We start from the raw sequence: 13,532 nt of genomic DNA on the forward strand, positions 1-13,532 counted from the left end.
CATCAATAAGCATACCTCACCGGGTGGTGACCTCGCAACCGTCGGCCGTGACGACCAGGGTATGCTCGGCCTGTGAGACGAACGACCCCGGCACGTCGTGCAGCACCGGGAAGGGGTGGAGGATCCCGGACCGCACCAGGTTCATAAGCCCGATATCGACCTTGTCGCCCGGTACCCAGCGGCGGGAGAACGGGAGCCCTCTCCGCGGCCGTGCCGTCTCGAGCACCCGCTTTGCCGACGGCAGGCGGGCGGGCCGGGCCGCGATCTGCTGGTAGATCTCCACGCGCGCCGCCTCGGTGACCCTCCCGGACCCCGTTGTGGCGAAGGGCTCGATTGCAAAGACCATGCCCTCCTCGATGACCGCCCCGCCGCTCATCGCGATGTTCGGGATGGTGGGTGCTGAGTGGAGGTCGTAGCGGTCGAGGCCGTGCCCGGTGAGGTTTGCGACCGGTTTATAGTTGTGCTCCTCGATGGTTGCCTGGATGACCGCCCCGATCTCCCCGGTCGTGATACCCGGGCGGACGATGGCGATCGCTGCCTCGAGGGCTGCCCGGGATGCCTCCACAAGTTTCGCATGGTCACCGAGATCGACGGTCAGGGCGGTGTCGGCGATGTAGCCGTCGACCTGCACCCCGAGGTCGACCTTGACAAGGTCGCCCGCGGCAAACATCCGCTCGTCCCCGGGCATGGCGGTGTCGTGGGCCGCGGCCTCGTTTAAGGAGACGTTGAGGGGGAAGGCGAGGATCGCGCCCTCGTCTGTCACCATCGCTTCGGTCTCTTCGACCATCTCAAGGATGCCTGCCCCCTCCTTCACGAGCCCTGCACCCCGGTGGAGCACCTTCCGTGCCAGCGCTCCTGCCTCCCGGTAGGCGTCGTAGACTTCATCGTTCATGATCATATGATTAGTTCCTCTGTGTATTGGGTGAACCGGTCAAACCCGGTCTCTGTCACTGCGCCCATATCTTCGAGGCGGATGCCGCCGGTCCCGGGGTAGTAGAGCCCGGGCTCGATGGTGATGACGTTCCCGGCGACGAGTGCCCCTCCCCGGGGACCGAGCGACGGTTCTTCGTGCACCTCAAGGCCAACGCCGTGGCCGAGGCTGTGGATGAACCCCTGGGTGTTGCTCTCGTAGCCGCGGTCGCGGAAGAACTCCACCACCGCGTAGTGGATGTCGGCGCCGACGGCGCCTGCCCGGACCTCTGACGCGCCGAGGGCCTTTGCGTCCCTGACCGCCTCATACATCTCCCGGATCGCGGGGGAGGGCTCGCCCTTCACCACCGTCCGGGTCATGTCGGCGTGGTAGCCGGAGAGTTCGTCCTGCGGGAAGATGTCGATGACGATCGGTTCGTTCTCCAGGAGCGGCCCGGTGCCGAGGTTGTGCGGGAGGGCGGTGTCGGGGCCGCAGGAGACGATGGTGTCAACCCCCCGGCAGCCCTGGGTGAGGAGGAAGGTGTGCATCTCGGCCCGGACGGCTTCGGCGGTGAGGGGGCGATCGTCCAGGTGGAGGATGCCGCCCTTTGAGCGGGACGCCTTGATGAGCGCAATCCCGCACTCCATCGCCGCCTCGGTGGCGCGCTGCACCGAGCGTATCTGCTCGATCTCATCCTGCGTCTTGACCGCCCGCATCCCCTCGACGGTTCCTGCGGCATCGAGGACGACCGGGTGGAACGACTCGAGTTCCCGGGCGAGGGCGAGCGGGAAGGTCGCGGGAACGAGGACGGGACCGGCGGCGAGGTCCGCGATCATGTGTGCGGTCGCCCGCCAGCGCGGTTCCCCGGCCGCGATGTACTCGAGGTAGCCGGCGTCGGCACGGGTGACGACCGCGGCAGACGATTCACGGACCGCCCGTTCGTGTTCCATCTGCGGGATGACCAGTATTCCGCGCTCGCCCTGTTTCTTTACGTAGACCACGGGGTCGGTGGTGCGGAACCGGGTCAGGTAGCGCACGCCGGCATCCGCGGATGAGCCGTAGGCTGCGTATGCTGCTGCCCCGGCATCCCGGATGGCAGAATCCAGTCCATTCATTTTATCAACTCTTCTGTTGAAACCACAAGTACTTTTACCCCCACGATCAAGTATGAATAATGGATGAGGCAGCCAAAGAGGTCTTCAAGGGCAAGTTCATCGTGCTGACGGTCATGCTAAACATCATCATCCTCAGTTTCGCTATGGGTGCCTTCATCCTCTTCCGGTTCGCACCCTCAAGCACCTTCGGCCTCTGGATCGGGGTCATCCTCCTTGTCGTGGGGGCGGTCTTTGCGGTGCTGTTCCGGAAGTTGTATTACCGGACAAAGGTCTGGCTGTATGAACAACCGTAGCGCGCGTATCCTATGCTGACAAAGCTGAAGTCCGAGATTGAACTTGCATCAAGGCATCTTGAGGTGATCCGGGCGGTCGTGGAGTACCAGCCCATCGGTATCATGAAGCTCTCCGACATCCTGGATCTCCCCTACCACCGGGTCCGCTACTCGTTGCGGATCCTCGAACAGGAGGGCTACATCCGCGCCTCCCCGGCTGGTGCGGTGGCCACAGCACGTGCAGCCGATCTTCTTGGCGGCCTGGAGGCGCGGGTCGATGAGTTGATCGCTCTCCTTGAGACCATCAAGGAGGAGAATTCCCAAAATCTTTAATACGGTTCAGGAAAGACATTATAGAGCACTTATCCTTGTGCCGCCATAACTCAGTTGGTAGAGTGGCTGGCTGTTAACCAGCATGTCACAGGTTCGAGTCCTGTTGGCGGCGTTCTGTTATTTTCCTTTGATTTTCTCAGTTGTAGAGTGGCTGGTTGTTAACCAGCATGTCACAGGTTCGAGTCTGGTTGGCGGTGTTTTCTTCTCCAGTTTTAATCGCAATACCAGAAAGTATTCGATTTTTAGTGCTGTTGGTGAGAGGCCTCAGTCTCTCATCAAAGTCTCGGCAGCAACTGCCCTTAAGGATCTCAAGTCTCTTGTCGATCTTGGACTCCAGGAATGGGTGGGCCCGTCGAAGAAGACGTGGTATGTCCTGCGGGAGATGCGGACATAAGGGTATGATGCCGGTGAGCTCGGTGTGGATACATTCACGGCGTTCCGATGGAACAGGGACCACTTGGGCCCAGGGACCGGGCGGATGCTCTGCTGAATGTGGATAATGAGTGGATACCCCGACAACAGACGGATTGCGATAAAGCAATACGTCTACAGCGCAAAAAAACGGTTTTACGGGCGTGCGGAGATTGACCCGATCAGGGCGAAGATGGACTTTACCCAGATCGTGGACGAGGTGGTCGCGCAGTTCACCCCGTGGCCGGACACAAAAGTCACTATCAAGATCGATATCGAAGCGGAAGATCAGAACGGGTTTGATGAGAATCTCCAGCGGGCGATACGGGAAAACTGCGCAGTCCTCGAGATCGATCAGGCGGAGTTTGAGGGTGAGTAAAAGGACTCTTGCGGACTGCTCTCAAAAACCCCACGAAACCATTTTTGAGAACGGGATAGAGATATTCATCAACAGGAATGATGTGAGTGTCCAGGCTGGTACTGATCGATACGGCGACCGGGACACGGATCCGGCACCGCATCAGGAGCATGAAGCAGGCCCTGAAGCAGCGGGAGTGGTACGAGAGGATGCTCGGCCGGCGCGTGCGGATCGAGAAAGTGTTTGACCGATAACCCCTCCTGTTCGGGAGCGTGTTGTCTCCCGGGTTACGGGTCTTAAGGCCATTTTTGAAAACGCATGAACAATAGCGGACTTTTCGCTATCGCCCCTAAAACTCCCCCGCCACCACCACAAAGAGGTCCCCCCGCACCGCCGGGGGATCTGCCCCCGTCCCGACCGCGATCCGCTCCTCCGGGTAGCCGAGGTCCTCGCAGACGGCGACCCTGGTCTCCAGCGGAAGGGCGGCCGCGAGCGCCCCGACATCAAAAGCCGGGTCGGCGATGAGGAAGACCACCCGGCCCCGCAGGACCTCCTCCCGGGCATCGGCAACCGCCCGGGCGTGGTCTTTCCCGTGAGCCGAGACGACCGCAGCCCGCACGAGCGGGATCTTCAGCCGGGCGAAGGCGACCTGAAGGGAGGATATCCCGGGAACCACCTCACCCGGGAGGTAGCCGAGACCCGCAAGCATCGGGTCCCCCGTTGAGAGGACGACCGCGCCTGCCGGGAGGGACCGTAAGGCCCTGTAGTCCTCGATCTCGTGCACCTCGCATCCCGGCCGGATGGCGGCCCGGGCAAGCGCGATCGCCCGGGGTGAGCCGTACATGAGCGTCGCCCCCGAGATGACCGCGGCCGCCTCTGCGGTCAGCATACCAGGACCGCAGCCAACGCCCACAACCTTCACGGCGACTCCCCGATGACCTTCCCGTCGCGGCTGACGAGCACGACCCGGACACGCGGGTAGCGCTCCTGAAACGCCGCAATCTCCCGGCGGGTCACCTCATCCCACTCCGGGGTCGTCGAGAGCTCCTCGACCGTCGCGTACCCGGTCCCGTCGAGCACATCCGGGTTCATGAACTTCAGGATCAGACCGGGGAGCCCGCAGATCACGGCATCCCCGTCCACCATCCGGAGTGCCTCGGCAAGATTGCTTCCCACGAGGACCGCCTCCCGCTCCGGGAAGAGGAGTCGGGAGTAGCGGAGCCCGATCCGCCCGGTCGTCAGCACAACCCCCCCGGGAGCCCGGGCGATCCGGTCGAGCACCCCCTCCATCAGGTGGTCGTCCCAGGGCTCCACGAGCCCGGTTGTCCCGAGGACCGATATCCCACTGTGCACCCCGATCTTCGGGTTCAGCGTCTTCTGTGCGACCTCAGCGCCCCGGGGGACTGTCAGGATGACCGTTACACCCGGGAGGTCGGCCTCCTCCACCCCCTCCGCGATCGACCGCCTGATGCAGTCGAGCGCCGGTTCACTGATCGCCGGCGTCCCCTGGCGGTGGCGGTGGGTGTTCCTGGCAAAACTCCCGATACCCTCGCCGGGAACAAACTGGACCGACCCCGAGATCGAGGGCGCGGCGGTCGCGACGAACTCAAGCCCCGCGGTCACGTCCGTAGGGTAGTCCCCTGCGTCCTTCCAGCACGACGCCGTCCCGCGGTAGGCGTCCACAGGGATCCTGACCGCGATACCGCAGGGGAGGGTGATCCCCACCCCCGTGATCTCCTCGTCCTCTGCAAGCGAGAGGACCGCCGCCTTACAGGCCGCAGCCGCCGTCGTTCCGGTCGTAAACCCCCGGCGGAGGACTGTTCCCGACGAAGTCAGAACCGCAAGACCCCGCCTGACGTCGGGGAGGAGGGCAGGCGACCGGCACGCCGCCACCCACTCGGCAGGATACTCAAAATCAGTAACCGGGTCCTTCATAGCCTGCACGCTCGGCAAGAATCGTGATGATCTCGTTTATCGCCGCCACCGCCACCGGCGTGCCGCCCCGGGTGCCGGCGTTGGAGACCGACGGCACATCGAGGGCACGGAGCGCCTCTTTCGACTCCGCCGCGTTCACAAACCCGACCGGGGTCCCGACGACCAGCGCCGGGCGGACCCCTTCCCTGACCATATCGCAGATAACGAGGAGCGCCGAGGGGGCGTTCCCGATGACCACGATCGAGCCCTCGATCCGGTCCCGCAGGGCAACAAACCCCGCAGACGTCCGGGTGATCCCGCGCTCCCGGGCGATGTCCTCCCCATAGTCGAGGGCGCAGAGGACCTCGCTCTCATGCCCGCGTTTCAGGATGCCGGCCTGCACCATCCTGATATCGGTGATGATCGGCGCCTTTTGCGCGAGCGCAGCAAGCCCGGCCGCAACCGGGTCACCGGCGAAGCGCATCAGGTCCGCCATCGCAAAGTCGCCGACCGCTATCGAGCACCGCTGCCTGATCCGGTCCTCGGGGGTGGCGTTCCCCACTCGCTCACGGGCAAGGTTCCGGCTCGTGCTCGCTATCGCGTACGCCTCAGGGGTGACCGCCGCAAGGTCAGTATACGTACTTCCGGTGGTATCCCCGGGGCGTGATGATTCCTCTCTCATCTCCCTCATCCCTCCAGATCCTTGTCTCTTCTCCGCCGACAAAAACGATCGAGTGCATATCCACAAAGGCGAAGTGGTCTTCAAACTCACCAAGCGTCGTGATCAGCCGCTCTTCCCCCTCACGGTAGGCGTTCCTGACCACCCCGACCGGCGTTTCGGCCGGGAGGTGGCGGCGGGCGATCCCGATCGCCGCGCCCAGGTTGTGCGGTCTCCCCCGGCTCCGGGGGTTGTAGAGAACGACCGGCACCCGCATCTGAAACGCGAGGTCGAGCCTCCGCTCGATCTCCTCCCAGGGCGTCAGGAGGTCGGAGAGACTCATCGTAACGTAGTCCCCCGAGAGCGGCGAGCCCAGCCGTGAGGCCGCAGAGACCGCGGCCGTGATGCCGGGGACGACCTCAACCGGGACCGCGGTCCCCGATCGTTCCGCCACCTCGAGCACGATGCTCGCCATCCCGTAGATCCCGGCATCGCCGCCGCTCACCATCGCGACGATCCGGTCCTCCGCGAGGGCGAGCGCCTTCTTCGCCCGGTCGACCTCCCGGCCCATGCTGCTCCTGATGACTTCTTTTCCGGCCAGCATCGGCATAACCAGGTCCAGGTAGAACCCATTGCCGATGACGCATTCGGCCTCGCCGAGGGCTTTTAGTGCCCGGGGCGTCATGTGCAGCAGGTTGCCGGGGCCGGTGCTGACAATATACAGCCTTCCTCTATTATCGCGCGATTGCAACAGTAACACTCCCATAGGCCTGCTTGGCAAGCACCAGTTCTTTGCGCTTTGAGACCGCCAGGGCCGCTGGTTCCGCGACCCCGACAAGTCCAATCAGGGAGGCCCTTGAGGGTGTTTTGACCTCCTGAGCGTTAATCATATCGTCGTCCAGGAAGACGAGGTTGCCGCCGAGGTCGAAGATCCCCTGGAGGAGCCCCGCCTCCCCGCGCTTCTTCGCGGTCGTCGCGTAGACGAGGACCTCATCCGGGGCGACTCCAGCCTCATGGAGCGCCTGCCCGACTGCCGCGGCCACATCCGCCGGCGAAACACCCTTCCGGCACCCGACGCCGACGGCGTAGTCGCCCTTCCTCGCAAGGAAGGAGACCCCCGGTCCCGCAACGACGATCCCGGGGCCGGTGACGGCATAGAGAGGCACGTCGGCGTCCAGGATCGCGGCGTTCACCGCCCTGGTGGAGTCGCGGTTCACGATATCGCACCCCTTGCGGGCGGCAAGCCCCTCCACCGACTCCCGGCCGCGGGTCTCGGTCGCGGTCGTGATCACGGGCTCGATCCCGAGGGCGGCGAGTTCCCGGGCAAGGTCGTTTCCGCCGTGGTGCCCACCGACGACCGGGACGGCGTAGCGGAGGTCAGGGCTGACCACTACGACTGCCGGGTCCCGCCACTTGTCGACGAGGAGGGGGGCGATCCCCCGGACCGCGATCCCGGCCGACATCAGGGCGACGATCCGGCGGTAGCCGGCAAACGCTTCCCGGAACGCGTCAGGGCCGTAGGGCATGACCTCCGCGTCGAGCGCGCCCGCTATCCGGCGTGCATCGGGGAGGAACCGCTCGAGCGCTATCACGACAGTCCCGGTCATGAGTAGAGGACCGACCTCCCGAACCCGGACGTCGCCGGATCGACCACCTTCCCGATGACGATCAGCGCCGTCCGCTCGATCCCTGCCGCCCGGGCCTTCGCCGCGATATCGGCCACCGTCCCCCGGACGACCTTCTGGTCAGGCCAGGAGGCGTGGTAGACGACCGCCGCCGGTGTATCGGGGGGACACTCCACCCGGGCGAGGATCTCCTCCATATGCTCGGTCCCGAGGAAGACCACCATCGTCTGCCCGAGCCGGGAGAACTCAGGGATCAGGTCCGCTTCAAGCGTCGCCCCCGCCGGGCGGGTGACGATCAGGCTCTCGGAGACGTCGCGGAGGGTGAACTGGGTCTTGAGGGCAGCCGCGGCCGCGAAGAGCGACGAGACGCCGGGGACGATCTCGGCCCCGATCCCGCGCCGCTCAAGTTCCGCCATCTGCTCGACGATCGCCCCGTAGAGTGCCGGGTCGCCGGAGTGAAGCCTGACGACAAGTTCCCCGGCCCTGACGTGCTCCTCGATGGCGTCGACGATCTCGTCAAGCCGCATCCCCCAGCTGTCGAGTTTCAGCCCCGCGGGAGACTCCTCCACGAGCGCCGGGTTCACGAGCGAGCCCGCGTAGATGAGGACGTCTGCCCGCCGGAGGAGGTCCATCCCCCTGACTGTGATGAGGTCGGGCGCCCCCGGCCCCGCGCCCACGATGTAGACCTTATGCACCGGACCGCCTCGCAAAGAGGATCGAGAAGTAGTTGCTCTCCTCCGGGAGGTCGTCCCCCCGGTAGACCTGCTGCTCAGGCATGTACATCCGTTCCACAAGGACAAACTCAGAGTAGCCCTCCGCCTTCAGGCTGGCCGCAAGCGCCGCCGGTTTCCTGACCTTCATGAAGATCCGCGACTCAAGCCCGCTTCCGTCAGAGACAAAGAACCCGCCCGCCACCGGGACGTTCGCCACCGAGGCAAACGCGGTGATCGAGCTGATCCCGGGCTCGGTCGCAAACGCGACCTCCGGGTAGTGCTCGCCGATGACCTCGCAGAGCCGGGAGAAGGTCGAGTAGAAGTTCGGGTCCCCGATGATCCCGAAGACCACGAGCCCGTCCTTCGCCTTCGGGGCTATCGCATCGGCGTTCTCCTCAAGGCACTCCCTGATGTAGTCCTCGTCGCTCGTCATCGGGAACTCGAGGATGACGGCGTCTGGGCGGTAGGGCCGCACCAGATCGTAGGCGAGGTTCCCGGGGACAAAGACTGCCGCAGCCTCCTTGAGGAGCCTGACCGCCCGCAGGGTCAGGAGTTCCGGGTCGCCGGGCCCGAGTCCCACCCCTACGAGCATCCGGCACCCCCGACGATGACGTAGACCGGGTTCTGGGGTTTGAACATCACCCCGCCGGCGATGGCGGCGGACCGGGAGACCTGCAGGTGGACGGCCTCTACGAATATACCGAGGCGCTGCATGCTCCGGATAGCCTCATAGAGCGTCTCGACCATGACGGCGTTGACGACGATCCGCCCCCGCACCGTTGCGGCGAGGAGGTCGAGCACCTCCGGGAGCCTGCGGGACCCCCCGACAAACGCGGCGTCGAGCCGGTCGATGCCCGGGAGGATCTCTACCGCATCGCCCTCGAAGAACTCGATGTTTCCGGCGCCGGCGGCTGCCGCCTCCTTTCGGGCGTAGGCGACCGCCTCCGGCCTCCGGTCAATCGCGTAGACGTGCTCTGCCACCCGTGATGCCGCGATTGCGACCTTCCCGGTCCCGCACCCGACATCAACCACCCGGTCGCCCGGGCGGATGCCGAGTTTTGCGAGCGAGACGGCCATAACCTCGTCTTGCGTAGGTCCACCCTTCAATCCCATAGAATCTCCAGTTACCAGATAAATTTGTGCTAACTCCTATAAAATGACCCGGTGAACGCTGGCGCTTCCCGCACCGGGAAAGAATGGCGCTCTGGAGATGCCGGCGACGTAAAAGTTTTTGCGATGACAACAACAACATGAATACAATGCTCAGGATAAACCGAGATAAGTGTGGATACTGCGGCACCTGCGTCGCAGTCTGCCCCGAGGATGCGCTCGAGCTGATTGATGCCTATCTCAGTCTGGAGCGGGAGTGCATCGCCTGCGGCATCTGCGCACGGGCGTGCCCGCTTGGTGCACTGGAGGTCGTGCATGAAGAGTAAGTATGATATGCTCATCGTCGGTGGCGGGCCCGCCGGCGCTCTTGCAGCCAGGACGGCGGCCGAAGCAGGAAACACGGTCTGCCTCATCGAGAAGCGTCCCGCCATCGGCACGCCCATCCGGTGTGCGGAAGGAATCGGCAAAGATATCCTGAAAGAGTTCATCAAGCCCGACCCGCGCTGGATATCGGCTGATATCGAGCGAGCCCGGATCATCGCGCCGAACGGCACTGCCGTCCGCCTCGAGCAGGATAAGGCCGGGAACGAGGTCGGCTATGTCCTTGACCGGAAGGTCTTCGACCGGGAGCTCGTCTGGCAGGCGGCCGAGGCCGGGGCGGATGTCTTCGTCAAGACCCGGGCGACCGCGCCGATCATGGAGAACGGGGCTGTCCGGGGCGCGAAGGTGATATCTGCCGGGACGCCGGTCGATATCAGGGCCGACGTGGTTCTCGCCGCAGACGGCACGGAGGCGCAGTTTGCCCGCTGGGCCGGGCTTGACACCACCGTCCCCCTCAGGGAGATGATGAGCTGCGCCCAGTACCTCCTCACCGACATCGATATCGACGCGGCCTCGACAGACTTCTATCTCGGTAACGACGTCGCGCCTGAGGGTTATCTCTGGGTCTTCCCGAAGGGTGAACGGACGGCAAACGTCGGGATCGGCATCTCGGGCAGGAAGAGCCGGGATGGCTCACGGGCAAAGGATTACCTGGACCGGTTCATCGCGAAGAACTTCCCGGGAGGTAAGACGATCGAGGCGATCGCAGGTGGCGTCCCGGTCTGCCGGCCGCTCCCGTGCACGGTCGCCGACGGTCTTATGGTCATCGGGGACGCAGCCCGGGTCGTCGACCCGCTCACCGGCGGCGGGATAGGGAACGCCATGTTCACCGGGAGGCTCGCCGCCCGGGTAGCCTCGGAGTGCATATCTGCGGGTGACTGCTCGAAAGCGGCTCTGATACCCTATGACGCGGAGTGGCGCGCGTCCCGCATGGGCAAGTTCCTCGAGCGGAACTACAAGGTCAAGGAGTTCTTCATAACCCTCGACGATAAGAAACTCAACACCCTCGCTGACTCGATCGCGAGCGTCGGCTTTGAAGAGCTCTCGGTCTCGGCGCTCATCAAGGAACTGATCAAGCGCAACCCGAAGATGCTCTTTGAACTCAAAGCGCTCAAAGACGCGTTAAGCTGACCGTTTCAACTGCTTGTTGAGGGTCTTGATCGTCTCCCCCTCAGCCTCTTTTTTCGTAAAGACCGTAATGACGTCCCCCGGCCTGATACGGACCGCGCCGCTCGGTATGATCAGGTCTCCCCCGGCACGCCGTATAGCGATGAAGACGAAGTCCCGGACGTCGAGTTCCCGGATCTCGCGGTCGACGATCGGCGCACCTGCCTCGGCGACGATCTCGAAGATGGTGCCGCCGGGGATCGAGGCGACCTGCTGGAGGTTCGGGCTCTTTGCCCAGTAGTAGAGCCGGGTCGCCACCAGTTCGTCCGGGTTCTCGCTGATCTTCACCCCAACCTCGTTGAAGAGGTCGGAGTGCTCTTTTTGGTTGACGATCGAGACGACGTTTCTCACGTTGTAGCGTTTCGCGAGCCAGCAGGTCATCAGGTTCACCGCGTCGTCGCTCGTGGTGGCGACCAGGGCGTCGGCCCGGTCGATCCCGGCATCTTCCAGCACCGACTTGTCGGTCGCGTTCCCGGTGATGGCGAGGACGTCGTAGTGCTCCAGGATGTCACTTGCGCGCTCCTCGTTCTGGTCGATCACGACCACGGAATCGCCGGCGTTGACGGCGATCGCGGTCAGGTTCCGGCCGATTCCGCCCAGGCCGACGATGATGGTGTACATTCCATCTGGAGTCAACCGTTGCCATTGAAATACCTTGCGAAGAAAACAGAAGGGTGTGATATGCGGGGTAGATGAGGCGGGGAAGGGGTCGGTCCTGGGCCCGATGGTGGTCGCCGCTGTCGGCTGCCGGGAGGCCGGGGACCTCGCGCCCCTCCCTATCAGGGACTCAAAGGCCCTCCGGCCGAAGCAGCGGGAAGCGATCTACGAGATCCTTCTTCGTGACTTCGCGATATCGATCGTCACCATCGACGCCGCCGGGATCGATGAGGCGCGGAGCAGGATGAGCATGAACGAGTGCGTGGCCGAGCTCCACGCCGAGGCGCTCATGGGGCTCCAGCCCGAGTCGGCCTACGTGGATGCCTGCGACGTGAACGCGGAACGCTACGGCCGGACGGTCGCAGACTACCTCGACTTCCCCTGCGACATTATCTCCGAGCACCGGGCTGACGCCCGCTACAAGATCGTCGGCGCGGCAAGCGTCGTCGCGAAGGTCACCCGGGACCGTGCGATCCGGGACCTCGATGAGCAGTACGGGAATGTCGGGAGCGGTTATCCCTCCGACCCGGTGACGATCGAGTTCCTCAGGGGCTATGTCAGGGACTACGGGAACCCGCCGCCCTGCGCCCGCCGGAGCTGGAAGACGGTGACGAATCTTTGCCAGACAACGATTGCGGATTTCCTGTAGGGCGTTCCATCGGACCGGGGATCTCAACCGGCCCATAACGCGGAAGATTTTATGCTTCGTGCGCGCTAATCGTGAGTGATGAGCTGGCTCCAGGTACTCCTTCTCCTCATTCTGGCATACGCCCTGATCGCCGTCTATATCCGTGACCGCGGGCTGTTCTCCGATCGCATCATGTTCTTCGGCCCCATCATGGCGATCAAGACCGAGAGGGTCGGCTTCTTCGACTGGTTCCAGAAATTCCGGCGTCTGCTCCGGGCTTACGCGACGCTCGGCGTCGTCATGGTCGTGGTGGTCTCGGCCTTCATGACGCTCGCCCTGATCCTCGCAATCCCCCAATTCCTGGTGCATACCCCTGAGCCGACCGGTATCTATGATCCGAGGAACATCCTCGCCATACCCGGGGTCAACCAGGCGATACCGATCACCGCGGCCGTCTTCATCGGTCTTTTGCTCACGATCGTCGTCCACGAGTTTGGCCACGCGATCCTTGCCCGTGTCGAGGATATGCGGGTGCGGAGCATGGGGCTTTTGATCGCCGTCATCCCCATCGGCGCGTTCGTCGAGCCCGACGAAGAGGATGTCGAGGCGGCGAAGGGGATGCCCAAGATTCGGATGTTCGGCGCCGGTATCACCAACAACATCGTCGTCGGCCTCGCCTGCTTCGGACTGATGTTCCTTCTTATGGGGATGGCGACGCCCCTCTCGGTCCCGCTTGTCCAGGGGGTCTACAAGGACTTCCCGGCGGCCGATGTGGGACTCCAGGGCTACTCGGTCATAACGGGAATAAACGGCGTCCCGGTGACGAGCCAGGAGGAGGTATCGGCGTTCATGGACGGGACGCGGCCGGGAGAGACGGTCACCCTGACGGCCGAGAAAGATGGGGTAGAGAGGACGTATACCCTCACCCTCGCCGAATGGCCGGAGGCCCTCGCGAGCGACCGGGACTCCGGGTTCATGGGGGTCTACTACTACAACGCGCCCCTGGTAAAGGAGCACCTCGGGAACGTCGCGGACCTCGGCCTTCTCGCGCCGCTCTACCTGACGATAGCACCGATCGACGCCTTCATCCAGGGCAACACCCAGCAGCTTGCAATCCTGCTCGCCGATACCCCCGAGCAGGTGGCCTGGAAGGAGCCGTTCCCCTTCTTCTGGGGCACGGTCCACCTCGCCTTCTGGCTCGGGTGGTTCAACCTGCTGGTCGGTATGTTCAACGCCATCCCGATCGTGCCGCTCGACGGCGGCTACATCATGAAAGAGGG

At 64.0% G+C, this 13,532-nt stretch carries 19 protein-coding genes and 1 tRNA gene; 9 read left to right on the forward strand and 11 right to left on the reverse strand.

What is annotated here, in order from left to right:
* Positions 1 to 16: 16 nt before the first annotated feature.
* Both map and BP858_RS08450 read right to left on the reverse strand, forming a co-directional pair.
* Positions 17 to 898 carry a type II methionyl aminopeptidase gene (gene map / locus BP858_RS08445; protein ID WP_014867498.1) on the reverse strand — a complete coding sequence of 294 codons (882 nt, stop codon included), beginning with the start codon at positions 896 to 898 and terminating at the stop codon, positions 17 to 19.
* A complete protein-coding gene (locus BP858_RS08450) occupies positions 895 to 2,025 on the reverse strand; it encodes a M24 family metallopeptidase (RefSeq protein WP_214166492.1) in 1,131 nt (376 codons plus the stop codon). The genes map and BP858_RS08450 overlap by 4 nt, the downstream gene beginning before the upstream one ends.
* A 59-nt stretch (positions 2,026 to 2,084) precedes the next feature.
* On the opposite strand from BP858_RS08450, the gene BP858_RS08455 reads away from it, so the two are divergent.
* The 5 genes from BP858_RS08455 (at position 2,085) to BP858_RS08475 (ending at position 3,653) form a co-directional block, all read left to right on the forward strand.
* On the forward strand, positions 2,085 to 2,318 hold the full coding sequence (locus BP858_RS08455) for a hypothetical protein (RefSeq protein ID WP_214166493.1): 234 nt from the start codon (positions 2,085 to 2,087) through the stop codon (positions 2,316 to 2,318).
* Positions 2,319 to 2,330: 12 nt separating this feature from the next.
* Positions 2,331 to 2,630: a hypothetical protein gene (locus BP858_RS08460; RefSeq protein WP_062264142.1), complete on the forward strand. Its 300-nt coding sequence runs from the start codon at positions 2,331 to 2,333 to the stop codon at positions 2,628 to 2,630.
* 39 nt (positions 2,631 to 2,669) lie between these two features.
* Positions 2,670 to 2,742, forward strand: a tRNA-Asn gene (locus BP858_RS08465).
* A 387-nt stretch (positions 2,743 to 3,129) separates the two neighbouring features.
* Positions 3,130 to 3,420: a hypothetical protein gene (locus BP858_RS08470; protein WP_286879288.1), complete on the forward strand. Its 291-nt coding sequence runs from the start codon at positions 3,130 to 3,132 to the stop codon at positions 3,418 to 3,420.
* 86 nt (positions 3,421 to 3,506) lie between these two features.
* The gene (locus BP858_RS08475) at positions 3,507 to 3,653 is read left to right on the forward strand and encodes a hypothetical protein (RefSeq protein ID WP_281768733.1); all 147 of its coding nucleotides are present in this window, start codon (positions 3,507 to 3,509) and stop codon (positions 3,651 to 3,653) included.
* Positions 3,654 to 3,748: 95 nt separating this feature from the next.
* Here the strand turns inward: BP858_RS08475 and BP858_RS08480 are convergent, their stop codons facing one another.
* Genes BP858_RS08480 through cbiT form a run of 8 tightly spaced genes read right to left on the reverse strand, consistent with a single transcriptional unit; the run spans position 3,749 to position 9,422 of the window.
* Positions 3,749 to 4,321, reverse strand: a complete 573-nt coding sequence (locus tag BP858_RS08480) for a cobalt-precorrin-7 (C(5))-methyltransferase (protein ID WP_074174883.1) — start codon at positions 4,319 to 4,321, stop codon at positions 3,749 to 3,751.
* Complete coding sequence (locus BP858_RS08485) at positions 4,318 to 5,334, reverse strand: cobalt-precorrin-5B (C(1))-methyltransferase (protein WP_286879289.1); 1,017 nt, start codon at positions 5,332 to 5,334, stop codon at positions 4,318 to 4,320. Before BP858_RS08485 ends, BP858_RS08480 begins: the two co-directional genes overlap by 4 nt.
* The gene (locus BP858_RS08490; protein ID WP_062264114.1) at positions 5,315 to 5,995 is read right to left on the reverse strand and encodes a precorrin-8X methylmutase; all 681 of its coding nucleotides are present in this window, start codon (positions 5,993 to 5,995) and stop codon (positions 5,315 to 5,317) included. The genes BP858_RS08485 and BP858_RS08490 overlap by 20 nt, the downstream gene beginning before the upstream one ends.
* Entirely contained in the window at positions 5,943 to 6,737 is a 795-nt protein-coding gene (gene cobJ / locus BP858_RS08495; RefSeq protein WP_062264111.1) for a precorrin-3B C(17)-methyltransferase, read from the reverse strand. Before cobJ ends, BP858_RS08490 begins: the two co-directional genes overlap by 53 nt.
* Positions 6,706 to 7,578 (reverse strand): cobalt-precorrin 5A hydrolase, encoded by an 873-nt coding sequence (gene cbiG / locus BP858_RS08500; RefSeq protein WP_074174886.1) that lies wholly within the window; start codon positions 7,576 to 7,578, stop codon positions 6,706 to 6,708. The genes cobJ and cbiG overlap by 32 nt, the downstream gene beginning before the upstream one ends.
* Complete coding sequence (locus BP858_RS08505; protein WP_062266536.1) at positions 7,575 to 8,291, reverse strand: cobalt-precorrin-4/precorrin-4 C(11)-methyltransferase; 717 nt, start codon at positions 8,289 to 8,291, stop codon at positions 7,575 to 7,577. Before BP858_RS08505 ends, cbiG begins: the two co-directional genes overlap by 4 nt.
* Entirely contained in the window at positions 8,284 to 8,901 is a 618-nt protein-coding gene (locus tag BP858_RS08510; RefSeq protein ID WP_286879290.1) for a cobalt-factor II C(20)-methyltransferase, read from the reverse strand. The genes BP858_RS08505 and BP858_RS08510 overlap by 8 nt, the downstream gene beginning before the upstream one ends.
* The gene (gene cbiT, locus BP858_RS08515) at positions 8,892 to 9,422 is read right to left on the reverse strand and encodes a precorrin-6Y C5,15-methyltransferase (decarboxylating) subunit CbiT (RefSeq protein WP_074174888.1); all 531 of its coding nucleotides are present in this window, start codon (positions 9,420 to 9,422) and stop codon (positions 8,892 to 8,894) included. The genes BP858_RS08510 and cbiT overlap by 10 nt, the downstream gene beginning before the upstream one ends.
* A gap of 146 nt (positions 9,423 to 9,568) precedes the next feature.
* On the opposite strand from cbiT, the gene BP858_RS08520 reads away from it, so the two are divergent.
* Entirely contained in the window at positions 9,569 to 9,745 is a 177-nt protein-coding gene (locus tag BP858_RS08520) for a 4Fe-4S binding protein (protein WP_048104707.1), read from the forward strand.
* Positions 9,735 to 10,931, forward strand: coding sequence for an NAD(P)/FAD-dependent oxidoreductase (locus tag BP858_RS08525; protein WP_062264102.1), 1,197 nt, complete (start codon positions 9,735 to 9,737; stop codon positions 10,929 to 10,931). The genes BP858_RS08520 and BP858_RS08525 overlap by 11 nt, the downstream gene beginning before the upstream one ends.
* Here BP858_RS08525 and BP858_RS08530 read toward each other — a convergent pair.
* A complete protein-coding gene (locus tag BP858_RS08530; protein WP_286879291.1) occupies positions 10,923 to 11,588 on the reverse strand; it encodes a potassium channel family protein in 666 nt (221 codons plus the stop codon). The two genes, BP858_RS08525 and BP858_RS08530, sit on opposite strands and share 9 nt — an antisense overlap.
* Before the next feature lie 55 nt (positions 11,589 to 11,643).
* Between BP858_RS08530 and rnhB the strand changes: the two genes are divergently transcribed.
* Both rnhB and BP858_RS08540 read left to right on the forward strand, forming a co-directional pair.
* Positions 11,644 to 12,273 carry a ribonuclease HII gene (gene rnhB / locus BP858_RS08535; protein WP_062264099.1) on the forward strand — a complete coding sequence of 210 codons (630 nt, stop codon included), beginning with the start codon at positions 11,644 to 11,646 and terminating at the stop codon, positions 12,271 to 12,273.
* A 78-nt stretch (positions 12,274 to 12,351) separates the two neighbouring features.
* The coding region (locus tag BP858_RS08540) for a site-2 protease family protein (protein WP_286879292.1) at positions 12,352 to 13,532 on the forward strand (1,181 nt) is incomplete at its 3' end.

The organism is Methanoculleus sp. UBA413, from assembly GCF_002502935.1.
In the GTDB taxonomy this organism is placed as follows: Archaea; Halobacteriota; Methanomicrobia; order Methanomicrobiales; family Methanoculleaceae; genus Methanoculleus; species Methanoculleus bourgensis.